The 23444-nt window shown below is 71.1% G+C and carries 21 protein-coding genes and 1 pseudogene; 9 read left to right on the top strand and 13 right to left on the bottom strand.

All coding sequences use genetic code 11. The features are described from left to right. Positions 1-195 precede the first annotated feature (195 nt). Positions 196-903, bottom strand: a complete 708-nt coding sequence (locus ACFY8O_RS14975) for an NAD(P)-dependent oxidoreductase (protein WP_387902118.1) — start codon at positions 901-903, stop codon at positions 196-198. A 123-nt stretch (positions 904-1026) separates the two neighbouring features. Here ACFY8O_RS14975 and ACFY8O_RS14970 point away from each other — a divergent pair, with 123 nt between their 5' ends. Beyond that, complete coding sequence (locus ACFY8O_RS14970; RefSeq protein ID WP_387902116.1) at positions 1027-1743, top strand: TetR/AcrR family transcriptional regulator; 717 nt, start codon at positions 1027-1029, stop codon at positions 1741-1743. A gap of 246 nt (positions 1744-1989) precedes the next feature. Here the strand turns inward: ACFY8O_RS14970 and ACFY8O_RS14965 are convergent. After that, a pseudogene (locus tag ACFY8O_RS14965) lies at positions 1990-2363 on the bottom strand (transposase family protein); the annotation flags it as partial. Between the two features lie 51 nt (positions 2364-2414). Continuing rightward, positions 2415-3134: a hypothetical protein gene (locus ACFY8O_RS14960; protein ID WP_387902113.1), complete on the bottom strand. Its 720-nt coding sequence runs from the start codon at positions 3132-3134 to the stop codon at positions 2415-2417. 662 nt (positions 3135-3796) lie between these two features. Here ACFY8O_RS14960 and ACFY8O_RS14955 point away from each other — a divergent pair. The 3 genes from ACFY8O_RS14955 to ACFY8O_RS14945 all read left to right on the top strand — a co-directional run bounded on the left by ACFY8O_RS14955 (position 3797) and on the right by ACFY8O_RS14945 (position 5007). Beyond that, positions 3797-4213, top strand: coding sequence for an ATP-binding protein (locus ACFY8O_RS14955; protein ID WP_387902111.1), 417 nt, complete (start codon positions 3797-3799; stop codon positions 4211-4213). Then, on the top strand, positions 4210-4371 hold the full coding sequence (locus ACFY8O_RS14950; RefSeq protein WP_387902110.1) for a hypothetical protein: 162 nt from the start codon (positions 4210-4212) through the stop codon (positions 4369-4371). Before ACFY8O_RS14955 ends, ACFY8O_RS14950 begins: the two co-directional genes overlap by 4 nt. A gap of 474 nt (positions 4372-4845) precedes the next feature. Next, positions 4846-5007 (top strand): hypothetical protein, encoded by a 162-nt coding sequence (locus tag ACFY8O_RS14945; RefSeq protein WP_387902107.1) that lies wholly within the window; start codon positions 4846-4848, stop codon positions 5005-5007. A gap of 144 nt (positions 5008-5151) precedes the next feature. Here the strand turns inward: ACFY8O_RS14945 and ACFY8O_RS14940 are convergent, their stop codons facing one another. Next, positions 5152-5565 (bottom strand): hypothetical protein, encoded by a 414-nt coding sequence (locus tag ACFY8O_RS14940; RefSeq protein WP_387902105.1) that lies wholly within the window; start codon positions 5563-5565, stop codon positions 5152-5154. A 199-nt stretch (positions 5566-5764) separates the two neighbouring features. After that, a complete protein-coding gene (locus tag ACFY8O_RS14935; protein WP_387902103.1) occupies positions 5765-6406 on the bottom strand; it encodes a maleylpyruvate isomerase N-terminal domain-containing protein in 642 nt (213 codons plus the stop codon). A 678-nt stretch (positions 6407-7084) separates the two neighbouring features. On the opposite strand from ACFY8O_RS14935, the gene ACFY8O_RS14930 reads away from it, so the two are divergent. Further along, complete coding sequence (locus tag ACFY8O_RS14930) at positions 7085-8422, top strand: hemolysin family protein (protein ID WP_387902101.1); 1338 nt, start codon at positions 7085-7087, stop codon at positions 8420-8422. Beyond that, the gene (locus ACFY8O_RS14925) at positions 8419-9447 is read left to right on the top strand and encodes a hemolysin family protein (protein WP_145805657.1); all 1029 of its coding nucleotides are present in this window, start codon (positions 8419-8421) and stop codon (positions 9445-9447) included. The genes ACFY8O_RS14930 and ACFY8O_RS14925 overlap by 4 nt, the downstream gene beginning before the upstream one ends. A 450-nt stretch (positions 9448-9897) precedes the next feature. On the opposite strand, the gene ACFY8O_RS14920 is transcribed toward ACFY8O_RS14925, so the two are convergent. The 5 genes from ACFY8O_RS14920 to ACFY8O_RS14900 all read right to left on the bottom strand — a co-directional run bounded on the left by ACFY8O_RS14920 (position 9898) and on the right by ACFY8O_RS14900 (position 15932). Then, positions 9898-10281: a VOC family protein gene (locus ACFY8O_RS14920; protein ID WP_387902099.1), complete on the bottom strand. Its 384-nt coding sequence runs from the start codon at positions 10279-10281 to the stop codon at positions 9898-9900. A 230-nt stretch (positions 10282-10511) separates the two neighbouring features. After that, positions 10512-11402, bottom strand: a complete 891-nt coding sequence (locus ACFY8O_RS14915; protein WP_387902097.1) for a universal stress protein — start codon at positions 11400-11402, stop codon at positions 10512-10514. A gap of 96 nt (positions 11403-11498) precedes the next feature. Continuing rightward, entirely contained in the window at positions 11499-12422 is a 924-nt protein-coding gene (locus ACFY8O_RS14910) for a universal stress protein (protein ID WP_387902094.1), read from the bottom strand. Positions 12423-12600: 178 nt separating this feature from the next. After that, complete coding sequence (locus tag ACFY8O_RS14905) at positions 12601-13356, bottom strand: esterase/lipase family protein (protein ID WP_387902091.1); 756 nt, start codon at positions 13354-13356, stop codon at positions 12601-12603. Positions 13357-13616: 260 nt separating this feature from the next. Then, positions 13617-15932 (bottom strand): beta-L-arabinofuranosidase domain-containing protein, encoded by a 2316-nt coding sequence (locus tag ACFY8O_RS14900; RefSeq protein ID WP_387902089.1) that lies wholly within the window; start codon positions 15930-15932, stop codon positions 13617-13619. Positions 15933-16439: 507 nt separating this feature from the next. On the opposite strand from ACFY8O_RS14900, the gene ACFY8O_RS14895 reads away from it, so the two are divergent. Beyond that, complete coding sequence (locus ACFY8O_RS14895; RefSeq protein WP_387902086.1) at positions 16440-17837, top strand: glycoside hydrolase family 43 protein; 1398 nt, start codon at positions 16440-16442, stop codon at positions 17835-17837. Between the two features lie 191 nt (positions 17838-18028). On the opposite strand, the gene ACFY8O_RS14890 is transcribed toward ACFY8O_RS14895, so the two are convergent. From ACFY8O_RS14890 to ACFY8O_RS14880, 3 genes are all read right to left on the bottom strand, one after another. Further along, complete coding sequence (locus ACFY8O_RS14890; RefSeq protein WP_387902541.1) at positions 18029-18934, bottom strand: Rieske 2Fe-2S domain-containing protein; 906 nt, start codon at positions 18932-18934, stop codon at positions 18029-18031. Positions 18935-19177: 243 nt separating this feature from the next. After that, positions 19178-19744 carry a type 1 glutamine amidotransferase domain-containing protein gene (locus tag ACFY8O_RS14885; protein ID WP_145805643.1) on the bottom strand — a complete coding sequence of 189 codons (567 nt, stop codon included), beginning with the start codon at positions 19742-19744 and terminating at the stop codon, positions 19178-19180. Positions 19745-19877: 133 nt separating this feature from the next. Then, positions 19878-20339 (bottom strand): DUF5709 domain-containing protein, encoded by a 462-nt coding sequence (locus ACFY8O_RS14880; RefSeq protein WP_145805641.1) that lies wholly within the window; start codon positions 20337-20339, stop codon positions 19878-19880. 398 nt (positions 20340-20737) lie between these two features. Between ACFY8O_RS14880 and ACFY8O_RS14875 the strand changes: the two genes are divergently transcribed. Together ACFY8O_RS14875 and ACFY8O_RS14870 are read left to right on the top strand one after the other, a co-directional pair. Continuing rightward, positions 20738-22489, top strand: coding sequence for a diacylglycerol kinase family protein (locus tag ACFY8O_RS14875; protein WP_387902084.1), 1752 nt, complete (start codon positions 20738-20740; stop codon positions 22487-22489). Between the two features lies 1 nt (position 22490). Further along, on the top strand, positions 22491-23444 hold the full coding sequence (locus ACFY8O_RS14870) for a YihY/virulence factor BrkB family protein (protein WP_145805637.1): 954 nt from the start codon (positions 22491-22493) through the stop codon (positions 23442-23444).

Raw genomic sequence — 23444 nt, 5'->3', positions numbered from 1 at the left:
TGCTGCGTCGTCTGCGGGACGCCACTCACCTTGGGCTCACCGGGCAGATTCGCCTGACCTGCTCAGGCTCCTGCCGAGCACAACGCGCCTACCGGCGCGAGATGTCGGGGTACACCTGAACGTGCCCAGGCGGGTCAGGCCATGCATGACCAGCCTCTGGGTGCTTTCTCTCGTGGCGAATACCAGCTGCGGGCATCAGTAGCCGATCGTGAAGCGGCGTTGGACGAAGCGCGGCAGCTCCGCCTCGTCGATCAGGGCAACAGCGGCGTCCTCCACCGAAATGCGGCTGCGGCCGTCGGCGTCCACGACGGGCTGGTCACCGCCGATCCGGAAGCGACCGGTGCGCTCGCCGGGGGCGATGTCCTCGGCCGGGCTGAAGTAGGTCCACAAGCGGTTGGAGGTCCGCAGAACGTTCAGGGCGTCTCGGTGGCCGCGCACTGCTGCCGCATATTCGCGAGGCAGCCCGACTTGGTCGAGTGTCGCGTGCAGGAGCTCATCGGAGTCGGCGCGTACTACCCCCGGTTCGACTTCCAGGCTGCCCGCGCCGCCGATCACGATGAGCCGGGTTCTGGGGTGGCTCTCCAGCGCCTTCAGCAGGGCTCGCGCCGCGGTGGCGTAGACCGTGGGATCGGCGATCGAACGCCGCAGGGTGTCCGCGATGTCATGGGCGGCGTTGCCGGGCTGGAAGCCGCTGATCAGCACGTCGAGACCTGGGAGGGCTGCCGCGATGCTCGCCGGGTCCAGGACATCGACGCTCGCCCAGCTGACGCCGTCCCGGCGCTCGTTGCTCTTGACCTGGGAAGCATCGCGGCTGAATGCCTGAACGAGGTGCCCTCGGTCGAGGGCCTCGGCGACGACCTGGCTGCCGATGGTTCCCGTAGCTCCGATGACTCCAATACGCATGGTTCTTCCCTTCGTTCATGCGGAAGCGGGTGCGTCAGCGACCGCCGTGACGCTCCAGCGGCGACTATACGCCGTGAAGTTTCCATACGGCCACCAATTGAGGTGACGCTGTAGAGTGTCCTCGTGACCGGTACAGCAAGCAGGGGAAGACGTGAGCGGCTGCGCGCCGAGACGACGGCCGAAATCAAGAGCGTGGCACTGGAGCTAATGGCCTCAGGCGGACCCGACGCCATCACACTGCGGGCCATCGCCCGCGAGATGGGCATGACCGCCAACGCTATCTACGGCTACTTCGCCACCCGCGACGACCTGGTCACCACGCTCATCAACGACGTGTACACCGCCCTGGCCGACGCCGTGGACTCGGCTTGGGAATCTGCTCCCACTCCGGATCCCGCCGCCCGGATCAGGGCATGGGCAAGCGCCTTCCGGAACTGGGCCCTGGCCAACCCCGAGGGCTTCCGGCTCATCTACGGTGACCCTGTTCCCGGCTACCGTGCTCCCGAGCAAGGCGCCGCACCGGATGCCGCACGCCGCGTCTGCACAGGACTCACCGCACTCGCGGCAGTTGCCTGGCCCCGAGCCAAACGCTTCTACGAAGGCAGCGAGTTCGAATGGTCCGACTTCGATGCCGGGCTTCTCGACAAGGTTCGCCCGGCATTCCCGGAACTGCCGCCCGCGGCCGTTGCACTCGCGTTGCGCATCTGGGGGCAGCTGCACGGCCTGGTGTCGCTTGAGGTCTACGGCCACATGCGCAACCAGACCGTCAGCCCAGAAAAGCTCTTCCGCGAGGAACTGGCCCAGCTCCTACGCGGACTGGGCATCCCTCACCAGTGCTGAACGACTCCCAACTCGCAGGCCGAAAGCCGGCCTGGCTCCGGCCGTGGAGGGTACGGCGTGCCGGGTGCGTTCGCGCCTGGCTGGGTACTTTCACGCGAACGTCGACACGAGAAGGCGAACCTCGTCACCACCGCCTGACCGATCCAACTTCGGTGGCAAAGAGTCCAACTTGGGCAATGTGGATCACGGCTTCGGGGCGGGTGGGGGCGATCGTCATCGTGTTGCTGACGGCGGCCTTGGCCCCCGATTCTTCGATTGCTCGGCCACCGTGTGGTCGCGGGTGGGTACAAGCGTGCCATCCACGATGAGACAGTGTCCTTGCGGAACCGCTTCCGGGGCTGGAGAGCGAGCAGGGGCCCGAGGTGGTCGATGATGCGGTCGGCTGCGGACTTCGAGGCGCCGAACAGCGGGGCGAGATGGCGCATCGTCAAGTTCGTGCGCCGGTACGCCGTGACCAGCGGTACCCGGTCCGCCCGCAGCAGGCTCTACGGTCGGCCCCTGCGAACCGCGTCTGCCTCGTCACGCCGCAGCATAGGCACCAACTTGCTGAAACAGCGCGGGCTCAGCCCGGTGAACGGAGATATCCACGTCGGCTGCGTAGCCGTGATCACAGCAGTCACGGCTGGATCGTTCCGAACGCGACAACTCGCCGTCGGGAGTTGGTGTGTGAGTCACGGCGTCAGCGCGGTTGCTACCCGGGCCAGGCGACCCGCTGACAGGGCGAAGAGGTTGGTGGGGTTGCGGAAGGAGTATTCGCCATCGTTCACGGAGAAACCGTGCCCGGCTGTCGTCCAGCGCGCGGGGCCCGGGGCCCCTTGGTCCTCCAGGAGAGCAGAGGCGAGGGCCTCGGGGTCTTCCACGCTCGTGCGGGCCTGCAGCGCACCCGCCAGGCGGCCAACAGCATCGTCGGATACTGCATCGTCGCCGAACGCAGGCAGCAGGAGCAGCAGGCGGGAGTGGGGATCGGTGGTGCTGCCGCCGGGCAGCATGTTGTCCCCAGCTGCTACGAGCTCGGGCCAGGACAGGCCCGGCCCCATGAAGTGCCCGTCGTCCCGGGCGAGGAGTTCGGCCTGGTCCCAGTCGGGATGGTGAAGGAGGTAGTCGGTGCCGGTATCGTCCGTGACTGTGCGGTAGACCACGTGGAGACGGTGATCAGCAGCGAGAGGGACCGTGAATGCCGGCCACTCGGTCCGCGCCCACAGTCGCTGCTGGAAGTCGTTGGCCGCGTCGTAGTCCGCGCCGAACAGCAGTTCCTCGGCGTCCTCGCTCTGGATACACGAGTGGAGGTGCCCCAGCCAGAAGAGCGGCTCGTCCAGGAACCCGGCCTGGTAAGTGAGGGGGCCGCCGTCGTAACCCGGTATCCGGGCAGGCTGCAGGTCTGCACTGTTCATCACAGGGGACATTATGCGGCCCTGGCTCCGCGCCCATGAGGCCGGGCACACCAGCCGATCTTTGCGGGACAGCCCTTAGGTCCAGAGTTCGCTCGTAACGGGGAAGGCGCTGGCCGGCCCGCGTGGCAGCCGGCGCCCATGGGGAGCGGACACCCGCCTCTGTCGCCCCGCGGGGCGATCGCCGCGATCGCGTTCCGGCTCGCTGTGGTGGGTCCGGACGAGAGCGGGCGCCTTCACCGCCACCAGCTGCCATGGCGTACTGACGGGGCGGCCGGCTTCTTCGCGTGCCTGGCGGATCCAGTCGGCAGTGAGTCGGCAAAAGGCGGCGTGGGCCTCGGGCTTTCCCTTGCGGCGACGCCCGAAGGCGTCGCTGACGACGGTGTAGCCGAGAAGTCCTGATCGACACGGTGCACAGCACGGCGGCGAACTGCCGCTGCGAGCGGTCGGAGTGCCGCCGCAGACCGGCGAGGTAGGCGCCGGACTCGCGGCGTCGCTCGGTGGTGTCGCTCATGGTGGCCCCCTTCCGTATCCAGTGTGGCCCCTCCCTGGCCCCCTGTTTGGCTCCTCCGCATGATCACGCACCCCGGTTACCTGAACGCGAAGCGCCCCGGCGACCGCGCGAACGGCCCCGGGCCTGGCCGATCTGAAGGAAGCAGACCGACGTGCCGCAACCTACAACCCGGGCCCGCCGGACCGGGCACCCCGGGTACAGCGAGACCCTGGCGAGGCAGCCCGAGAGCGCAGCCACCGCGCGGCGCCTGCTTCGTACCGCTTGTGCAGTCTGGGGGCTGGACGCATTGGCCGAGGACGGGGCGCTGATCGTCTCCGAGTTGGTGGCCAACGCAGTGCAGCACGCCAGGCGGGAGTCCATCCGGGTCGTCATCGACCGTCCCGGCGACACGCGGGTGCGTGTCGGCGTCGCGGATCTCTCCCGGGCCCGGCCGGTGGAGCGCGAAGCGCACGACAACGAAGAGGGCGGGCGCGGTCTGCGTCTCGTGGCGGCGCTGGCTGCCGACTGGGGCACGGACGAGCGGCGCTGGGGCAAGATCGTGTGGGCGGTCCTGGAGGGGCGCGGGTGACCACTCGAGAGGCCCCCGGCCGCAGTGCGGCCCGCGCCCATCTGTCGCAGGTGATCGAGCTGTTCGGCGCGGACGGATGCCTGCGGATCAGTACGGCCCCTGCTGAACCCGGGTCGCTCGCCGTCGGCGAAGAGTCCGAGGACGACGAGCAGAACTGACCGGCCCAAGGCGCGGCGAAGCCCCGGCCGGTGAACTCACCGAGCCGGGGCTTTGTCGTCTCACGGTCGTCTTACACAGGTCTCACGAACTGCGCGGTACGAATCGGAAAAACCGGCGCTGACCTGGACGTTTTCCGCTCTCCCTGGATCTAACGAAGCCCCTGGACTGTGTTTCGTCCATTGGGGGTCAAGGGGGCGCAGGTTCAAATCCTGTCGTCCCGACTGGAGACAGTCGCAGGTCAGGGCCGGTTTCGGAGGAATCCGAATCCGGCCCTTGATCATTTTTGGGGACCAGTGGGGGACCAGTTGGGGTCTGGCGTCCTTGACCGGGTCAGCGGGTCAGCGGGTCGTGACGATGGGGCTCGGCAGCGAGCGTGGTGCGCGCATCCCGTTGAAGTGGGCAGAGAGCGCCGCTCCGGCGGCCGTCTTCTTCTGGACGTCCGACCCGAGAAGCAGGAAGGGAACACCACACCCGTGATCACCGAGATCGCACAGATCGAGATCCACCCGGGGCAGGAACAGATCGACGGCCGCGACTCGTCCCGCGTCGTCCATGTCGTCGCCGCAGCGCCAGTGGCACCCCTCGACCTGTCGACGTGGGGCCCCATGGCTGACGGCGCCGGCCTCGCCCATTGACCCTGGTGAACGGGGACAGTTCCTGGCGTACCACGCCGTCGTTTCCTGGGGTAGATCTGCTGGAAGGGCGGGTCCCGGACTGCTGGGCCGCATCCGGTGGCTCCGGGTGCCCCCCAGCCATGTCCGCTCGTCCGGAACGATGAGTCAGTCGACGTTGCCCGTCTCCACCGGGAAGTCGGGCGGCCAGGGCTTGGACAGGTCGTACAGCGACTCCCGGTCGCCCATCAGCGCGTACTCCGCCTCGCGCCAGTTCGGGTTGCCGCCGATGACAAAGCTGCCCCCTTCGGGGTCCAGCATCCAGGTGTACTCGGCGTCGGACGGCTCCAACTTGTGCCGCTCCTTCAACACGGCGAACTCCTCAGGATCGGCGCGCCGAATGTGGATCCCTTCGCGGTAGTAGGGCTGGAGGAGCATCAGCTCCACATGGCCGATGCAGATCTCGATGCGTGTCGTAGTCCCGTCAACCAGTGTTGCCTCGCTCCGCAAGAAGAGCTGCCGGTGGGACGGATTGAACCCGACGACCCGGAACAACCGCCCTGTGCGGACGAATTCGGTCATGATCGATGCACTCTCCTGGTCGAAACTCGGCTCCCCCTCGGCCGAGGTGAAGCGCTCGGGGGTAGACCCTCTTGACGCCATGGCGCCACCGGACCGACGGCCGTCGAAGGCGAGGCGCTGGGCCCGGCTTGCGTTCGTGGCGGGGTGCAGGCGTCGGCAACCGACGCGCGCCCTTCAGGCCCGGAACGTCAACCGCTGCTTACAGCACGCGCAAGGACTGGCCGGCGTCACGTTCACGCCTGGCGAGCGCGTGGAGCACGGCCTGATCGCCGTGTCGGTCACGAGCGGCCGCGACGAGGACGTCGACTGCAAGGGCGAGGGTGGCCTCGGGTGTCCGATTCTGAACGCCCACGCTCAGCTCCAGGTCATCAAGGTGCACTGCCAACTCGACGCATCGGGTTTGGAGGTAGCCGTCGAGCAGCATTTCCTCCCCGGGCCGGTGGAGGACGGCCACTCGCCGATCGGCCGGCTCTCGGTCCAGCCGTTGTGCCAGCCTGTGCCATACAGCGCGCGCCTGCTCAGCCACGGCGGCGGGCCCCGCGGCTGCCGTCTCCTCGCTCCGCGCACGCACGCCGACGTTGAGCGGGGAGTCGGGCAGAGACGTGCCGACGAGCCGCGCGTAGTAGCGCACCGGCGAAACTGGATCCGCGCCGACCGTCTCGCCCTCGAGAAACCACTCGACCTGCAGAACGCTGCGCGCAAGGTGACCGGCCAGTCCACCCACCGTCATCCCCGGCAGCACCGACTCTTCGTCCCAGCAACGCGCCACCTCTTCCGTGGCCAGTAGCTGCACGGCCCGCTCGGCGCCCAGTAGGTATGCCTTGCGTATCTCCTCAGTCATGCGAGGCATCGTGCCCCCATCAAGATCGTCCCGCCCGAGCCGCCCACATGATGGAACCTTTGACCAAAGCATGAACGACCGATCGGTGGGACCAAGCCCCGTCGTTGTCTGCGAAGTACCGGAGCGCGCACCGACCATACGCGTCTGAGCGAATCCCCTTGGCTCTCGAAGAAGCTGCCGGTGCGGAGGCGACCGGACCCGGAGGTGGAGAGCGGGCGTGGCCTCGTGGTGTGGGGGAGCTGGTCGAGTCGTGGGGCAGCCCGGGGTGCGTGCGCGGGGGGCCTGGATCAGTCCGTCCGGCCCCTGCCCGGTGGGGGTAGTGGGTGCGATACGGGCCCGTGGGTCTGTTTCTACAACCATGTAGAGCATAGACTTGCCCTCGTCGCAGGTGGAGACTCCTTCCCCGGCGTGGCCCGTGACCGGTGGAATGCGTCAGCCGCTCACCGGTGCGCCGGGCGGCCGGGGGCGGTGCGTGATCCCGTGCGCACGGCCGGTGGCGCCGTTTCGCGCGTACGCCGGTCGGGAACATCGTTTCGTCCCCAATCGTTCCCACCAGACCCGTACCAGACCTAGGAGCCGACGCTTGTCCGCCAGATCGTCGACGGACCCATCGGGGCACAGTCCCCGGCCACCTCGCCGGAAAACGCCTGAGAGCGGCACGCTGCGGGGTGGTGTCGGATGAGTGCCGTGGAAGCCTGGCTGGGGGTGCTGGCCGTGTTCGTGCTGACCGCGGGCACCGGCTACTTCGTCGCCCAGGAATTCGCGTACGTCTCCGCCGACCGGCTCGCCCTCGCGCGCGAGGCCGAGCGAGGTGATCGCAAGGCCGCTCGCGCCCTGAAGGTGCTGGAGCGTCTGTCCTTCATGCTCTCCGGTGCCCAGCTCGGTATCACCGTGACCGGGCTGATCGTGGGATTCATCGCGGAACCCGCCGTCTCCGCCCTGCTGCGGCCGGTCCTGTCCGGCGTGGGTGTCCCCGACGGAGCCGTCACCGGCATCTCCGTGGTGCTTGCCTTCGTCCTGGCCACCGTCGTGCAGATGGTGCTCGGCGAGCTGGCTCCGAAGAACCTCGCCCTCGCCGTCCCCGAGCGCCTGGCCAAGGCGCTCGCCCCCTCGACGCTCGGCTACCTCAAGGTCGTCGGTCCGTTGGTGCGGATCTTCGACGGCGCCGCGAACGCGTTGCTGCGCAGGACCGGCATCGAGCCGGTGGAGGAACTCCACCACGGCGCCACGCTGGAGGAACTGGGTCACCTGATCGGCGAGTCCCACGAGCAGGGCCAGCTGCCGCGCGCGACCGCCGAGTTGGTCGACCACGCGCTCGAATTCTCGGAACGGACACTGGGGGAGGTGATGGTGCCGCGCGTGGACGCGGTCTTCGTCCGGAAGGACGCCACCGCGGCCGAGGCCGTCACCCTCATCGGCGCGTACGGACACTCCCACTACCCCGTGATCGGCGACCACCCCGACGACGTCGCAGGGGTGCTCGGGGTGCGCGAACTGATGCGTATGTCCGCACGGCAGGCGGCCGTCGCCACGGCCGGGGCGGCGGCCCGTCCGCCGCTGCTGCTGCCGGACACGCTCCCGCTCCCGGCCGCGGTGTCACGGATGAGGCAGCGGGACGACGAGTTCGCCGTCGTGCTCGACGAGCACGGCGGCGTGGCCGGCATCGTCACCTACGAGGACATCGCCGAGGAACTCGTGGGCGACATCGCCGACGAGTCCGACGCGGCGACCTTCATCGCCGTCGCGGAGGGCGAGGGCTGGCTGGTGGACGCAGGCCGCCGTCTCGACGAGGTCGCGGGAGTCACCGGGCTCGAACTCCCGGAGGACGACGACTACGACACGGTCGCCGGGCTCGTCATCGACCGGCTGGGCCGCTTCCCGGCCATCGGTGACCGCCTCACCCTCATCCTCGCGGGTGGTGCCGGTGTCGTCATCGACGTCCGTACCCTCGACCGGCATGTGCCCGGCCGCGTCCGGATCGAGCGACTTCCCGAACAGACGGAGGAGCGGGCATGAGCTTTCCGATGGCGCTCTTCGTGACGGTCCTGCTGCTGATCGGCAGCGGATTCTTCGTCGCCGCCGAATTCGCCCTGGTGGCCGCCAAGCGGCACCGCATGGAGAAGGCCGCTGCCCAGGGGCAGAGGGGGGCCAAGGCCGCCCTCGCGGGTATGCGGGAACTCTCCCTCATGCTGGCAGGCGCCCAACTCGGTATCACCGTCTGCACGCTGGGCCTGGGTTCCGTCTCCAAGCCGGCGATCTCCCATGAGCTCGACCCCCTCCTGAACGACCTGGGCCTGCCCAGCGCACTCAGTTACGGCGTCGCCTTCGCCGTGGCGATGATCGTGGTGGTCTTCCTGCACATGGTCGTGGGCGAGATGGCGCCCAAGTCCTGGGCCATCGCCCACCCCGAGCGTTCCGCGATGCTGCTCTCCCCCTCCTTCCGCGCGGTCGTGAAGGTGGTGCGCCCCCTCATCTGGGTCCTCAACAGGGTCAGCAACGGGCTCGTTCGGCTGTGCAGGGTCACCCCGCGCGACGAGCTGGCCTCCGTCCACAACCGTGAGCAGCTGACCCACCTCGTGGCGGAGTCCGAACGACTCGGCCTGATCAGCGGGGTGGACTCCGGCCTGCTGACCCGCTCCCTCACCGAACCGGAGACGCCCGTGCGGGACCTGCAGGTCCCGGCCGACGCCATCCTCTCGGTCGAGGCGGGCGCCGGAGCGGAGGAGATCCTCCGGGTGGCTTCGTCCGGCGATCGCACGCGGCTCCTGGTCCGTGACCACGACACCGTGCTCGGCTCGGTGCACGCGCGTGACGTCCTGGTCGCCCGTGCGCGGGACCGGGCCGTCGACGCCCGCGCGCTGGCCCGGCCGGTGCCGGAGGTCACGGAGAACACCACGGTCGCCGCCGCCCTGGACCTGCTGCGCCGGCGCCGGTCCTCGCTCGCGGTGGTCCGCGACGACGCCGGGCGGCTCACGGGCATCGTGAGCCTGGACGACCTCCTGGCTCGCTATCTTCAACCGGAGGGCCCCGCGGCCGGGTGACCCGCCATCTCCCAGGGGTGACCGGATCTCGACGGGGCTGACACGCCGTCACCGCCGTCAGCGTGGCCGCGACGCACGAGGAGTCGCAGGCCGCGCTGCTGGAGGGGTGGCGGGCCGGTCTGCTCGTACCGTTCGCGGCGGCGGGGGTCGCCGCCGCGAACGGCGGCTTCGGTCTGCGCTCCCGGCGGGGCACGGTGCCGCCCGCCCCGCCGAACGTGTCGTGGACGCCTCCGGGGCAGCCGGGGGCCGCCCCGCTCGGTCCTCGAAGGCCTGGCCTCGTGACCGCCGCCTGGCACAACGGCGCCTGGGTACACCGCCGCACGTGCGGGTCGGTGCCCGGGCAGGTCGGCGTACGGGCACACCGCTTCGTGACTCAGGAGCCTCGCCGATGCACGGTGCCCGATGCACGGTGCTGCGGAGAGGGAGAGGGCCCGTACCGGGGGAGCGGGGTCAGAGCGGCTGGAGCCGGGTGCGCAGCAGGCAGAACTCGTTGCCCTCGGGATCGGCCAGGACGTGCCAGTCCTCCGTGCCGGTCTGGCCGACGTCGGCCGGCGTCGCGCCGAGGGCGAGCAACCGCTCCAGTTCCGCTTCCTGGTCACGGTCGGTGGAGTTGACGTCGATGTGCAGCGGAAGCTTGCTCGGGCGCGGGTCGCTGCTCGGGCTGAGGACCAGGGTGGGCTGCGGTCCGCCGAAGCCGACGCCGGGCGGTCCGATCTCGATGCTTCCGTCGTCCTCGCGGCCGAGTTCGACGTAGCCGAGGACCTCGCTCCAGAACGTGGCGAGCCGGCCGGGGTCGGCGGCGTCGAGGACAAGTTCGCTGATACGGCATGCCATGCCCGGGAGTGTAGGCGGCGGAGGGCCGGGACCGGGCGGATGCGGCCGGTCCGGGCTCCCGCACGGCGGCCGGTGCGGACCGCCTTGCAAGCAGGCCGGCTTCGGCGTGCCGCCCGTGCGGGTGCCCGGCGCGGCGGGCACGCACTGAGTGCCTCCCCCCACCCCGCTCGGCAGGGCGGGTCACGACCCAGGACCCGGCGGCTCGCGGTCCCGGCCCACGACCCGGCGGCTCAGTCCCGCGCGGACAGCGGGGTGAGGAGCACAGGGCAGTGCGCGTGGTGCAGCACCGCGTGGGTCACGTGTCCCAGCGCGGCGCCTACGGGAGAGGAATGCCGGCGGGAGCCGATGACCACGAGGTCCGCGTCGGCGGTCGCCGTCACCAGCACGGCGGCTGCCGACGCCGCGCGGACGACGTCGTGGCTCACCCGCGGACCGGGGCGGTCCGCGCGCAGTTCGGCGACGAGACGGGCGGCCTCCGCGGCCTCCGCCTCGGCGAGACCGGCCGGATCGCCGAACATCGTCGCCATGCTGCCGACGTTGTCGAGGAAGATCCACGCGCTGAACACACGCAGCGCCGCCCCTCGGCGCTGTGCCACGTCGGCGGCGAGACGCACCGCCTCCCGGTCCCGTCCGTCCCGCGCGGCCACCAGCACAGTGCCCGCGGCATCCTCGCGCTCCTGGCGGGGCACCACGACGACCGGTACATGGGCGTGGGCCGCCACCCGGAGGGCGTCCGAGCCCACCAGCAGAGCCAGGAAACCGCCGTGGCCCCGGGTTCCCACGACGACCGTGCCGTCACGGCCGGCCTCGCCGAGCAGGCAGGAGGCGGTCGCGTACGGACACGACGTGGTGGTGACCGCGGCGCCCGGAGCGGTTCGCTTCGCGAGCTCCGCCGCCTCGGCCAGCACCTCGGTGGCGTGCTCCTTCGCGCGCTCGACTCCGCGTGCGGACAGACGGCCGTGTCCGGCCTCGGTCCTTGTGGCGTGTACGACGGTCAGGGGGCTTTCCCGGGAAGCGGCCTCGGACGCCGCCCAGCGCACCGCCCGGTGGGCGTCCTCCGTGCCGTCCGTGCCGACGACCACCGGACCGTCCAGCGTCAGATTCCGTTCGTTGCCCGGCATGATTCCTCCTCGGCGTGCGCGGGGGCGACGGGCCCCGACGGTGGCCGGGAGCCGGAGGCCGGGCCCGGAGCCGACGGCCGGGCGTGGCCCGGCGCGTCAGACGACGTCATCCCCGAGCGCCTCCTCGGCGACTCCCCGCTCGTCGCGGGTGTAGGGCACGATCTGCACGGGGCAGTGCGCGTGGTGCAGCAGGGCGTGTACGACGTGGCCGAGGCCCAGGGCCGAGACACTGCGGCGCTCGTGGCTTCCGACGACCAGGAGTTCCGACTTTCTGCTCGCCTCCACGAGGGCGGACGCGGCCGATCGCGCCGTGTCCGTTCCCGCCTGCACGGTGAGACCTGGACGCGTCTCGCGGATCGATGCGGCGAGGTTGGTCAGGAACTGCCGGTGGGAGTCTCCCGGCCGCTCCTCGTCCTCGGTCGGGGCCTGCCGTCCGTCGAACCGGCCGAGAATGCTCCGGATGTTCAGCAGGCGCAAGGGGCACTCCCGCACCTCCGCCTCCCTCGCGGCCCGGTCCAGCCACACGGCGTCGTGCTCGTCCCGTACCGCGGCGGTGACCGGTGCGCCGCTGCCCCGTCCGGTCTCCCCGCGCACCACGACGACGGGCGCGGGGCTGCCGACGACCGCTTCGAGACCGACCGATCCGAGGAGGAGGGGGCCGAACCCTCCGCTGCCCCTGCTGCCGACGACGATCGTGCCGCCCGGCCCGACAGCCGAGTGGAGTGCGGTCACCGGATTCCGCCTGCTGAGCTTGACCGTGAGGTCGAGACCGGGGAACCGGCTGCGTATCTCCTCCTCCGCCGCCGCCAGGACCGCGGTGCCGTTGGTCCGGGCGTGCTCGGAGGTCTCGAACGAGGCGAACCGGTCGAGGCGGTCCAGATTCGCGGCGTGTACGAGCCACAGGGCCTGACCGTGGAGTGTGGCCTCGTCCGCACCCCACAGTGCGGCGGCCCTGGCATGCTCCGAACCGTCCACGCCCACGACCGTCCTCGGTCCCGCGCCGGACGTGTGGGTACGCATCGCTGCTCCTCGTGCCGTCCGTCCCCCTCCTTCCATGCTGTCACCGCCGGACGGGGTGCGGCCAGCGCCTGACGGGCACGGAAGGCCGGAAGGCCCTGTTCCCACCGCGGACGCGCGAGGGAACAGGGCCGGGGACGTTCGAGACCCCCCACGGGACACCGGCCGGCGCCCCGGGCGGTCAGGAGGCGATGAACCGGGCGATCTGGCCCAGCACGACCGTGTCCGCCAGGAAACCGATGTGGGTCTGGCAGAGCACGTTGTTGTTCGTCGCACCGTCCAGCCGGGTGCTGGTGTACGGGATGATGACGCCGTCGCACGCCGAGTACCAGCTCGCGTACCTGGTGCTGCCCGGCGTCTCGTCGCCCGAGGTGATCTGGGAGATGAACGACGACCCCGGATACATCTGCTGGCAGGTCGTGTAGATCAGACAGGCGCTCGCGAAGGTGGTCCCGTGGTTGGCGCCCGCGATCGAGGCGAGGTGGCTGACGTTGCTGTTTCCGCCCAGCACCTTCATGTAGTACTGGCTGACGAGGCCGCCCATCGAGTGGTTGACGATGGCGACCTTGCTCGCCCCGGTCCGCGCCTTCACGTTGTTGACGAAGGAGGCGAGCCCCTGGGCGTTGGTGATGTTGTTGCCGTAGGAGTTGTACTCGTAGGCGAACAGGTTGGAGCTGGACCAGCCGTTGAGCTGGAAGACGCCCATGGCGGTGACCCAGTTGGAGGCGTTGCCGGTGTAGCCGTGGACGAAGACGACGGGTGTGCCGGTGGCCAGCGGCTGTACGTCCGCGACGGTGGCCCCTGCGGTGGAGGCGGTCGAGGAAGCCGTGGTCGCGATGTCGGCCGCGCCGGCTGAGGGGGCCGCGGAGAACAGGGTGAACGCGGCCGTGGCGGTCGCGAGGACGCCGATGATCCGGCGCGGAAGACGACGACGCATGGAGCACTCCTTGACGGGGATGCGGGACGCTGGGATGCGGGTGCTTGACCCGACAAGAGTCGTGGGACGTGACCTGGACGCCATCGGTGAAATCACCAGCGAGCGAGGACGGCCGCCGAACCGGGGGAGAGGTCCGCTCCGAATCGGCCGTCGAACCGGGGGCGGGTCCCGCCCGGTACGGCCCCCGACCTGGGGACCGGCCGGCACGGAGCCTCGCCTCCTCTGCCCGCGAGCGGACAGGCGGGCCGTCCGGCGGAGCGTCACGGGTTCCGCACGATGCGCCACCGGTTGTCGGCCGTGCCGTCGTCCCGGTCCTGCACCGCGAAGGCGCCGAGCGCGGTGGAGCCGTTCTCGACGGCCAGCAGCTTGCCGCTGTGCACGTTGCGGATCTTGTGGGTGCCGTCCCCCTGGTCGAGCAGGATCCACCGGTGGTCCGCGGTGCCGTTGTCCGACCACTGCAGGACCGTCGCGCCGTCGGCCGTGGACATGTCCCGGACGCCGAGCACCTTGCCGCTGTGCACGTTGCGGAAGCGGAAGGCGTCACCGTCCGGGAGCATCTCCCAGTCGTGGTCGGCGGTGCCGGAGTCGGTCCACTGGAGGGCGCGGCCCCCGTCGGCCGTGGACATGTCCTGGATGCCCAGTACGAGACCACTGCCCGCGTTGGCGAGACGGACGGGCGTGGTGCCGCTGGTGTTCCAGTAGACGGTGTAGTTGTGGCCGTGCGCGTCGTGGAAGGGGCCGAGGCCGACGGTCGAGCCGCCCGCCGTCGCGGTGAAGGCGAGTGTCGCGGTGCTCGTCCGCCTGATCGAGGACGTGTCCAGGGACGGGAGCGAGTTGAGGGCCGTGTTGCCGTAGTCGCCGGAGAGCACGACCGGGCCGTAGGTGATCGCGGCGACACCGGGGTCGTCGTTCGCCGCACGCATGACGACCCGCATGGGCAGGCGGACGGTGACGGTGTCGCCGGTGGTCCAGGCGCGGCTCAGCGTGGCGTAGCTGCCGGGCGTGGTGGCGATGTTCTGCGCGACCCCGTTCACGCTGACGGTGGCCCCGCTGGTCCAGCCGGGGATACGGATGCGCATCGCCCAGGTGCCGCCCGCGCTGCCGGTCACGCGCAGGGTCGTGGTGTCGCCCGTCGGGTGGTCGGTGGTCTGGGTGACCGTGATGCCGCGCTGCGACCAGGTGAGCACCGAGGGCACGAACAGGTTGACGGTCAGCGTCGTACCGGAGTGGAAGTAGACGGAGTCCATGAGCCTGGTGTGCATCTCCAGGCCGGTGCCCTGGCAGCACCAGAAGGTGGTGTAGTCGGTGCTCCAGGTCCCGCCACCCCACGCCGGCCCCACCCCGCGTCTGCCTCCCGGGTTGAGCGGGGTGAAGTAGGTGACGTGGCCGTGGCTGTCCGCCGGGTTCTGCTGGCCGATCATCTGGTTCAGCCAGGCCTGCTCGTAGAAGTCGAACAGGGCCGCCCGGTCCGGGTCCAGGGTGAAGAGCTCCCGGGTGAGGGCGAGCATGTTGAAGGTGTTGCAGCTCTCGCAGGTGTCCTGGTTCAGGTAGGAGGCGATGGCGTTGGGCGCGCGGAAGTGCTCCGCCTGGCTGTTGCCGCCGATGGCGTACGTGTGCGCACCGACGCACAGGTTCCAGGCGTGGGTGGAGATGTCGCGGTAACGGGTGGTGCCGGTCGCCTTGTACTCGCGCACGGCTCCGATCCACTTCGGCACCTGGGTGTTGGCGTGCAGCCCGTTCAGTCTGTCCTGGCCGGCCGCCAGCGGATCGAACACCGCGGCGTGGTCGAACCGCTGGGCGACGGTCAGCCAGCGGGTGTCGCCGGTCTGCTGGCAGAGATCGGTCAGCACGGCGTTCATGCCGCCGAACTCGGTCTCCAGCATCGCCTGCATCTGCGAGCGGCTCAGCCGTCCCGTACGCGTGTCGACCCAGCCGGCCAGGGCGAGCAGCACGTCACGGGCCTGCGTGCTGCCGATGTGCCGCCACACGTCGAGCAGCCCGGCCATGGTCTTGTGGATCGTGTAGTACGGCACGTTGCCGTTGGTCAGGGTGCGTGCCTCCAGTGCAGTGAAGTCGGACTCGGGATAGCCGGAGAGGTACCCGGCGCCGAAGCCGGCGTTCGCGTTGTTGGCCTGGCACCTGGCCAGTTCCGCCACCATGCGGACGGCCTTGTCCCGGCACACGGTGTCCCCGGTCACGGCGTACAGCTGCGCCCATGCCGTGAGGAAGTGGCCCTGGACGTGCGTGCGGAAGGGGAAGTCGGGCGCGTCCCAGCCGCCGGTGGCCGCCGCGCCGTTCGTGGACAGCCGGTGGTTGGCGCGGAAGTTGTACAGCAGCCGGTCCACGTCGACGAAGCGCAGATAGCTCCTCGTGCGCTCCTGGTTGTCCAGCCACCTGCTGGCTGTCAGGCGGACCTGGCCGAGGTCGAAGCCCTGTGCGCGGACTCCGATGTCGGCCCTGACCGGCGGTATCGCGGCCTGTGCGGGGGAGCCGCCGAGGAGAGGTCCTGCGGCGGAGGCGGCGGCCGTGGCCCCGGCGATCTGGAGGATGCGTCGCCTGCTGACGTGGGAAGACATCGAGCACCTGTTCCGTGAGGGCCAGTGGTGCACTGGCTGTGGGGTGGTGTGCTCTTCCGGACGGGCTGGGGCGGTGCGCCGACGGACACCTCCTCGCGTCCGAGGGAGGGCCGGGGGTGCATGGGAGACGCGGCGCTCGGGGGAGAACCGCACGTGCCGGGGCCCGGAAGGGTGGCGAGGGGATACTGTTCGTGGTTTCGAACAGTGTTCGCCATGTCGCCGGAACCATAGGCGCCGCGAAATTCGGCGTCAATGCCGTCGGCGCCCTCAAGTGCCTTGCGTGCCAAGCGGGTTGTGCTGAGTCGGCGAGGAGCGGAAAGCGCTGTCAGGGGCATTGACGCGCCTCTCGGGAAGCTCTACTTTCTGACCGGTCCACCGAACTTCGTTCGAAATATCGACCCGCATCGACGGTGGCGGCCCCAGACCGGCACCGGCGGGGCCGGCAGCCGAGGCGGCCGGCCCGTCACCGCGGTCCGCTCACCCGACCCGCAAGCATCCGGAGAGCTGATGAGCGCACACCCCCGCACCACGCCCTCACGCAGGCTGTTCCTCGGCGCCGCCGCGGCCACCTCCATGACGCTGGCCGCCGACCTGGCGTGGGGGGCCGGCCCGGCGCACGCCGCGGACGCCGCCTACGTCATGGGCTACTTCACCGAGTCACCCGACGGGGCCGGAACCGACTACGGCCTGCACCTGGCCGTCAGCACGGACTCCCTCACCTGGATGCCGCTGAACCAGAACAACCCCGTCGTCACCCCCACCGCAGGTGCCGGCGGCCTGCGGGACCCGTTCATCATGCGCAAACGGGACGGCACCTTCGTGGTGCTGGCCACCGACCTCAAGGGCACGGACTGGGGCTACAACAGCCAGTACATCCATGTGTGGGACTCCACCGACCTGCGCACGTTCACCAACTACCGCCGCCCCCACCTGCACACCATGGCCACCCACAGCTGGGCGCCGGAAGCCTTCTGGGACGCGAGCCGTGGGCAGTACGCGCTGCTCTACTCGGCCGTGAACTCGTCCGGCCACAACGTCCTCATGGTCAACTACACCAGCGACTTCACGACCGTCTCCGCTCCCCAGGTCTTCTTCGACCCCGGCTACGACGTCATCGACGGCGACATGGCCGTCGGTGTGAACGGGGCCAACTACCTCTACTTCAAGAGCAGCAGCACCGGTGGTCTGGTCGGCGCCCGCTCCACCTCGCTGAACCCGGGCAGCTTCACGCCCTTCAGCACGTCGGTCGCCCACGGAGGCACCGAGGCCCCCACCCTGGTGAAGTCCCTGACCTCGAACACCTGGTACCTGTGGGGCGACACCTACACCCCCAACGGAGTCTTCTACGCCTGGCGGAGCACCGACCTCGCCGCCGGCACCTGGACCCCCGTCGATCAGAGGCTCTACACCCACCCGGTCAACGCCAAGCACTGCACGATCGCCCCTGTCACGACCGGTGAGTACGGCAACCTCGTCGCCCGCTGGGGCGCCCCCGCCTGGAACCGGCTCAAGTCGTACAACCACCCGGACCGTTACGTGCGCCACGCCGCTTTCGCCGCGCGGATCGACACCTACCCCTTCGATCCGTACACCGACTCCCAATGGCGGCTCGTGCCGGGCCTGGCCGACTCCGCGGGCGTCTCCTTCCAGTCGGTCAACTACCCCACCCGCTACCTGCGGCACTACGACTACCAGCTCCGGCTCGACGCCGTCGACGGGACCGCGGCCTACGCCCAGGACGCCACGTTCCACCGGGTCGCCGGGCTGGCCGACAGCTCATGGGCGTCCTTCCGCTCGCACAACAACCCGACGCGGTACATCAGGCACTCCGGCTACGCCCTGCGCATCGATCCGGTCGCGACCGCCACGGACCGGGCCGACGCCACGTTCTCAGTAGGCTACTGAGCCACGGACGCCCGGCAGCGGGGAGAGGCGCCCCGAGACCGGTCGGCGCGTTCCCCGGCGCGGCCGGGGACGCGTGGCCGTGCCGGGGCCGCGGTTCCCGTGTCGTGAGGTGACAGTGGCGGCGGACGGCCCGCCCGCCGCCACCCTCACCCGGTCGTCCCCGGCACGCCACGCTCCAGGGGCCCGGTCGCTCAGGCCGCTCCGTGCGAGGCGCTCGGGGAGAGCCCTCGCTCACGCAGGCGCGCCGCCACACGGCCGTCGGTGATCCGCGTGTCGAAGGCGGGCTGCGCAGCGGTCGCGGGGCCCTCGACGTTCCAGCCGTCGGACAGCCGGAAGACGCTCCCGTGCCACGGGCAGCGTACGCAGCCGTCCGTGACCTCACCGCCGGAGAGCGGGCCGCCCAGGTGGCTGCACGCGTCGGCCAGCACCCGCACCTGCTCGCCGCTCTCCCGCACCACCACGACCGGCACGTCGTCGATGTGCCGGCGCACCGCCTCGCCGACGGGGAAGTCCGACACGGCGCCGACCTCGTGCCACCCGGGCGTCACCAGATCCGGCACCGCTTCGGCGTGGTTGGCCCCCGAGGCCTGCCGGTACGCCAGGTGGCCGCCGATCGCCCCGCCGACGCCCACGACGGACAGACCCGCGAAACCCAGGGCCTTTCCGAGTCCGGTGCGTCCGCGCAGCCGGGCCGTGAACGACCCGGCGTACAAGGCCACGGCGGTGATGTTGGCCGCCGCGTGGACGAACCCGACCCGCCGCTGGCGGGACTGCAGCTCCGCCCAGTCGGCCCAGCCCGCGAGGGCCGCCGGGCCAGCGGTGCTCAGTCCCACGCCGACGAGGGCACACGCCGCGCGGCGCTGTCCGGGAAGGAGGTCGAGTACGGCGGCCGAGAGCCAGGTGCCGATGGGGACCTGCACCAGCAGGGGATGCACGGGATGGCCCAGCCAGCGGCCGTGCAGCGCGTCTCGCCAGGGCCCTAGAGGGAGCGCATGCACCCCCTTCTGCACCAGGTCGACGGCACCGTCGAGTGCGGTGGTGTGTTCGAGGCGGTCCATGGCCCGCAGGATCCGGCCCGGGCCCAGGGGGGACGGCATCACGCGCCGCACCGCGCGCCAGGCCGTGCCGCCGGCGGAGGCGCGTCGGTCGACTTCAGACATTTCGTTCATAGAGGGCGGGTATCCATCTGGCGCGACAGGAAACGGCCGGGCGCCGTTGTCAGTCGATTGCCCGCGCTACGCACCCCGGGGAGTGCAGTGGCGCGTGGGCCGGCGCCCCGGCCCGCCACCGGTCGTGTCCGGACGCGGGGGCCGGGCCGGGTTCCCGTGCGCCGTCCCGGTTCAGGCGCGCGCTGCGAGCGTCTTGCCGATCTCTCCCAGGAAGGGGTCGAGGTCACCGGGGTTGCGCGAGGTGATCAGCGTCCAGCCGCCGGAATCGTCGGTCACCACCGGCGCGTCGGTCCATTCGCCTCCCGCGTTGCGGATGTCGGTCCGCAGCGAGGCGTACGAGGTCAGCCGCTTGCCCGCGAGGACACCCGCCTCGACCAGGGCCCAGGGGCCGTGGCAGATGGCCGCCACCGGGCGCCCGGCCTCCGTGAAGGAGCGGACGATCCCGGTCGTGCCGTCCTGGAGCCGGAGCGTGTCGGCGTTCAGGGTGCCGCCCGGGACGAGCAGCAGGTCGTAGTCGCCTGGGACGGCGTCCTCCAGGGTGAGATCGGGGCGGACCGTCTTGCCGGGATCCTTGTCGCCCACCAGCGTCACGATGTCGTCCATCGACACCGCCGCGACGTCGACCTGGGCACCCGCGCCGCGAAGGCGCTCGACCGGCACCACCAGCTCGTCCTGCTCCACGCCGTAGTTGGTGACCACGGCCAGCACCTTCCGGTTCTTCACGTCGTTGTCGGTCATCGCCTGTCACCTTTCCTCCGGGGGCCACCGGAGCGTGGCCCGCGTCCGTACGTTCCCCTGATCGGCGAGGCCATGCATCCGGCGCACCCGACCTGCAGGTCAGGAGCGTGCGCAGGCCCGCCGGCCGGGACCGTCAGGCCCCGGTCTCGTCCTCCTGGATGTGCACCGCGGCCTCCTCGGCGGAGGCGGCGCCCCCGTCGATGCCCACGTCGCGGCCCAGCACCCTGTTGTTGCGCAGGGGGCGCGCGTCCTCGGCCGCCGCGACGCGTCCGGCCCGTTCGCCCCCCGCGTCGTCCTCCTCCGGGCCGTTGTCCTCGGGCTCACCCTCGGTCAGGTTCACCTGGAAGGGATCCTCCTCGGGCTGCTCCTGCGCGATGCGCTGGTCCAGGGACTCACCCTCCCTCTGCTCCTCGGCCGTCGTGCCGTACTTGGACACGCCCAGGGGCTTCTCCGGCGGGGAGTAGCCCGTGTCCAGCATGTCGTCGAGATCGGGCTCGTCGATCACGTTCTCCGGATCGAGTTCGTCCGTCGGCCGGTTGTCCCCGTCCGATCCCTCCGGCTGGTAGACGTCGTCACCGCGTGCTGCGTCCGACACCGGCTGCTCCTTCCGTTGAGGTATGCCGCATCCGCCGTCGCCCGTACTCCCGGGTCGTCCGGCGTCGCCGCTCTCCTGCCCGCACGAGCCCGGGTCATTGGTGCGAACCGGCCGGAATTCGCCGGTGGCCACCCCGCTGCCCCCGGGGCGTCGTCCGGCGCCGGGTACGGACAGACGGCCTGGTCAGCCCGGTACGGGCCACCCTCCGTCGGCCCAGGCAGCTTATGACCGATAACCGGCCGGTGCGACCGGGCGGAGGAGCCCGTGGCGGGGGACGGGCGTGGACACCTCACGCCACGACAGGTCTGTCCGGGCGCAGAGGGGGCAGACGGCGAACGCCGGGGCGGGCCGCCCCGGTCCCACTCGCGGCCGAGAGCCACAGAACGACGGGAACGCCCATGCCCACCGACATACCGGAAAGACCCACAGCCCCCATCGGCGCCCGCGCCGTGGTCCTGCCGCGCGGCTCCGGCGAGCGGCAGGCCGCCGAAGCCCCCCGCCGTGCACCGGAGACCGCCGGAGGCATGGGACGGGCCGCCGGAATCATCGCGGCGACCGCGACGTGCCAGGCGGCGCTGATGGTGGGGCTCGGCCTCCTCATCACCGGCCCCGGGGCCCACGTGTGGCCCATGACGGCCGAGGACGCGGTCGCCCGGACACTGGAGCGAGCCCGCACCGCCACCCTCGACACGGTCTCCCTCGTCGTGTCCGAAGCGGGCAACACGGCGACGGTCGTCGCCGGCACCCTCCTCAGCTGCCTCCTGCTCCTGGTGGTCCCCCGGCTGCCCCGGTGGCGGGAGGCGGTCTTCCTGGCCGTCGCCGTGTCACTGCAGTCCCTGGTCTTCCTGGTCATCACCGAGGCGGTGGACCGCACCCGGCCGGACGTCGATCGCCTCGACGCGTCGCCGCCCACGTCCAGCTACACCTCCGGGCACACCGGCGCCGCCACGGCGCTGTACGCCGGTCTCGCGGTCCTGGTCCTGCGCCGGGCCAAGGGGCCGTGGCGCCGGCCCGTGGCCGTGCTGTTGCTGCTCCTGCCGGTCCTGGTCGGTATCGCCAGGGCCTACCGGGGGATGCACCATCCGACGGACATCGCGGGAGGCCTGCTCAACGGAGGCCTGTCCCTGCTGATCGTCGGCAGGGCTCTCCTTGCGGGCCCGCACGTGCCCGCCCCGGCTCCCTCCGGTGAGGCGCCGTTCGCGGGCATCGCCGCCGGTACGGCGCACGCCACGTCGCCCGGCGCCACCACGGTGGTCTTCAACCCCACCGTGACGGATGAGCGCGACCGCGCAGCCCTGCGCGAGGTCCTGGAGCAGCACGGCCACCGGGACGCCGAGTTCGTCCCGACCACGGCCGAGGATCCGGGCGAGGGCCAGGCGGCGGGCGCCGTACGGGCCGGGGCCTCGCTGGTCGTGGTCTGCGGGGGCGACGGAACGGTCCGGGCGGCTGCGGAGGCGCTGGCGGGCACGGGAGTGCCGCTCGCTGTGGTGCCCTGCGGCACGGGCAACCTCCTGGCCCGCAACCTGGGCCTGCCGGTCAGGTCCACGGAGGCGCTGGCCGCCGCGCTCAGCGGTGCTCCGCACCGGATCGACCTCGGCCGTATCGAGGGCGACGACACGGCCACCGCCCACTTCACCGTGATGGCGGGGGCAGGGCTCGACGCCGCGATGCTGGAGAGCACCAGCGACCGTGCCAAGGCGGTGCTCGGCTGGCCCGCCTACGTGGTCGGCGGCCTGCGTGAGCTGCGCGCCCCCCGGATGCGCCTGACCGTGACGCTGGACGGCGGGCGGCCCCTGCGCCGCAGCGCGCGGATGGTGCTCATCGCCAACACCGGCAAGGTGCAGGGTGGTGCCGCACTCGTCCCGGCGGCCCGGCCCGACGACGGCCTGCTCGACCTGCTGATCCTCGATCCGCGCGGTCCGGCGGGATGGTTCGGCGCCGTCGTCGCCCTGCTGCGCCGCAGCACGGACGGGAAGAGCGCGGACGGCTCCCGGGCCGTGGAGTACTTCACGTTCCGCCGTGCGGAGATCCGCTTCGACGCGCCCCAGCCACGCGAGCTGGACGGCGACCCGGTGCCGCCCGGCCGGCTGCTCACCGCCCGGGTCGTGCCGGGCGCGCTGACCGTCATGCTGCCCGCGCGGGGGGAGTGACATGGGAACCGCGACCCGCGTGCCGCAGACACGCGACATGATCGGCAGTGAACTCTCCGGTGACGAGGCACTCGTCACCCTGCGACGGTACGGCCGCTGGCCGCTGCTGCGCGACTCCTTCGTACGCTTCCGCTACGCCGACGGCTTCAGCCACTCCCGCGCCCTCGCCCTGCAGACCGTCCTGGCCGTGGTGCCCCTCGTCATCGCCTTCGTCGGGCTGTCGACGGCCCTGCACACCGAGGACCTGGGGCGCGTCGCGGAACTGACGATCCAGCGCATCACGGCGGGGCCGAGCGCCGAGGTGGTCGACGACGCGCTGGACCGCAGCCGTCAGCGGGCCGACGAGGGGGCGCAGGTGGCGCTCTGGTTCGGGCTCGTCTTCTCACTGGCCAACACGACGACGGCGATGTGCCAGATCGAGCGGGGTGCCAACCGGATCTACGGGGTGGAGCGCGACCGGGTCTTCCACCTGAAGTACCTGCGAGGGCTGGTGATGTCGCTGACCGCCGGCATCCCGCTCGGCCTCGGCTTCGTCGCCATGGTGGCCGGGGGAGACCTGGTGGCGGCGGTGGTCGACGTGTACGACCTGGACGCCGATGCGCGGTCCGCCTGGGACCTGCTCCGCTGGCCCGTGGGCGTGGCGCTCGTACTGCTCTCCGCGAGCGCGATATTCCGCCGTTCGCCACGGCGGCGGCAGCCGGGCTACACCTGGCTCGCCTTCGGCGCCGCCGTCTACCTCGTGCTCTGGACCACGCTGACCTGGCTGCTCAGCCTCTACCTCCAGGTGAGCGGGTCCTTCGACACCGTCTACGGCCCGCTGACCGCCTTCATGTCCCTGCTGCTCTGGGCCTACCTCACCTCCATCGCCCTCTTCCTGGCCCTTTCCTTCGCGGCCCAGCTGGAGGCCGTGCGGGCCAAGCGGCCCGGACCCGTACAACCCGACCCGGGAGCCTGA

The sequence above is a fragment of the Streptomyces argenteolus genome (genome assembly GCF_042902585.1).
Lineage (GTDB): Bacteria > Actinomycetota > Actinomycetes > Streptomycetales > Streptomycetaceae > Streptomyces > Streptomyces argenteolus.
The sequence above is the reverse complement of the archived record's forward strand: the minus strand, read 5'-3'. Positions and strand labels throughout refer to the sequence as shown.

Bases quoted from the DNA above. Each gene is read 5' to 3' on its own strand.
- ACFY8O_RS14930 (WP_387902101.1), top strand. From the start codon at position 7,085: ATGAGTGCCGTGGAAGCCTGGCTGGGGGTGCTGGCCGTGTTCGTGCTG.
- ACFY8O_RS14910 (WP_387902094.1), bottom strand. From the start codon at position 12,422: ATGCGTACCCACACGTCCGGCGCGGGACCGAGGACGGTCGTGGGCGTG.
- ACFY8O_RS14870 (WP_145805637.1), top strand. From the start codon at position 22,491: ATGGGAACCGCGACCCGCGTGCCGCAGACACGCGACATGATCGGCAGT.
- ACFY8O_RS14885 (WP_145805643.1), bottom strand. From the start codon at position 19,744: ATGACCGACAACGACGTGAAGAACCGGAAGGTGCTGGCCGTGGTCACC.
- ACFY8O_RS14935 (WP_387902103.1), bottom strand. From the start codon at position 6,406: ATGACTGAGGAGATACGCAAGGCATACCTACTGGGCGCCGAGCGGGCC.
- ACFY8O_RS14895 (WP_387902086.1), top strand. From the start codon at position 16,440: ATGAGCGCACACCCCCGCACCACGCCCTCACGCAGGCTGTTCCTCGGC.
- ACFY8O_RS14900 (WP_387902089.1), bottom strand. From the start codon at position 15,932: ATGTCTTCCCACGTCAGCAGGCGACGCATCCTCCAGATCGCCGGGGCC.
- ACFY8O_RS14915 (WP_387902097.1), bottom strand. From the start codon at position 11,402: ATGCCGGGCAACGAACGGAATCTGACGCTGGACGGTCCGGTGGTCGTC.
- ACFY8O_RS14875 (WP_387902084.1), top strand. From the start codon at position 20,738: ATGCCCACCGACATACCGGAAAGACCCACAGCCCCCATCGGCGCCCGC.
- ACFY8O_RS14975 (WP_387902118.1), bottom strand. From the start codon at position 903: ATGCGTATTGGAGTCATCGGAGCTACGGGAACCATCGGCAGCCAGGTC.
- ACFY8O_RS14925 (WP_145805657.1), top strand. From the start codon at position 8,419: ATGAGCTTTCCGATGGCGCTCTTCGTGACGGTCCTGCTGCTGATCGGC.
- ACFY8O_RS14920 (WP_387902099.1), bottom strand. From the start codon at position 10,281: ATGGCATGCCGTATCAGCGAACTTGTCCTCGACGCCGCCGACCCCGGC.
- ACFY8O_RS14960 (WP_387902113.1), bottom strand. From the start codon at position 3,134: ATGAACAGTGCAGACCTGCAGCCTGCCCGGATACCGGGTTACGACGGC.
- ACFY8O_RS14940 (WP_387902105.1), bottom strand. From the start codon at position 5,565: ATGACCGAATTCGTCCGCACAGGGCGGTTGTTCCGGGTCGTCGGGTTC.
- ACFY8O_RS14905 (WP_387902091.1), bottom strand. From the start codon at position 13,356: ATGCGTCGTCGTCTTCCGCGCCGGATCATCGGCGTCCTCGCGACCGCC.
- ACFY8O_RS14890 (WP_387902541.1), bottom strand. From the start codon at position 18,934: ATGCCGTCCCCCCTGGGCCCGGGCCGGATCCTGCGGGCCATGGACCGC.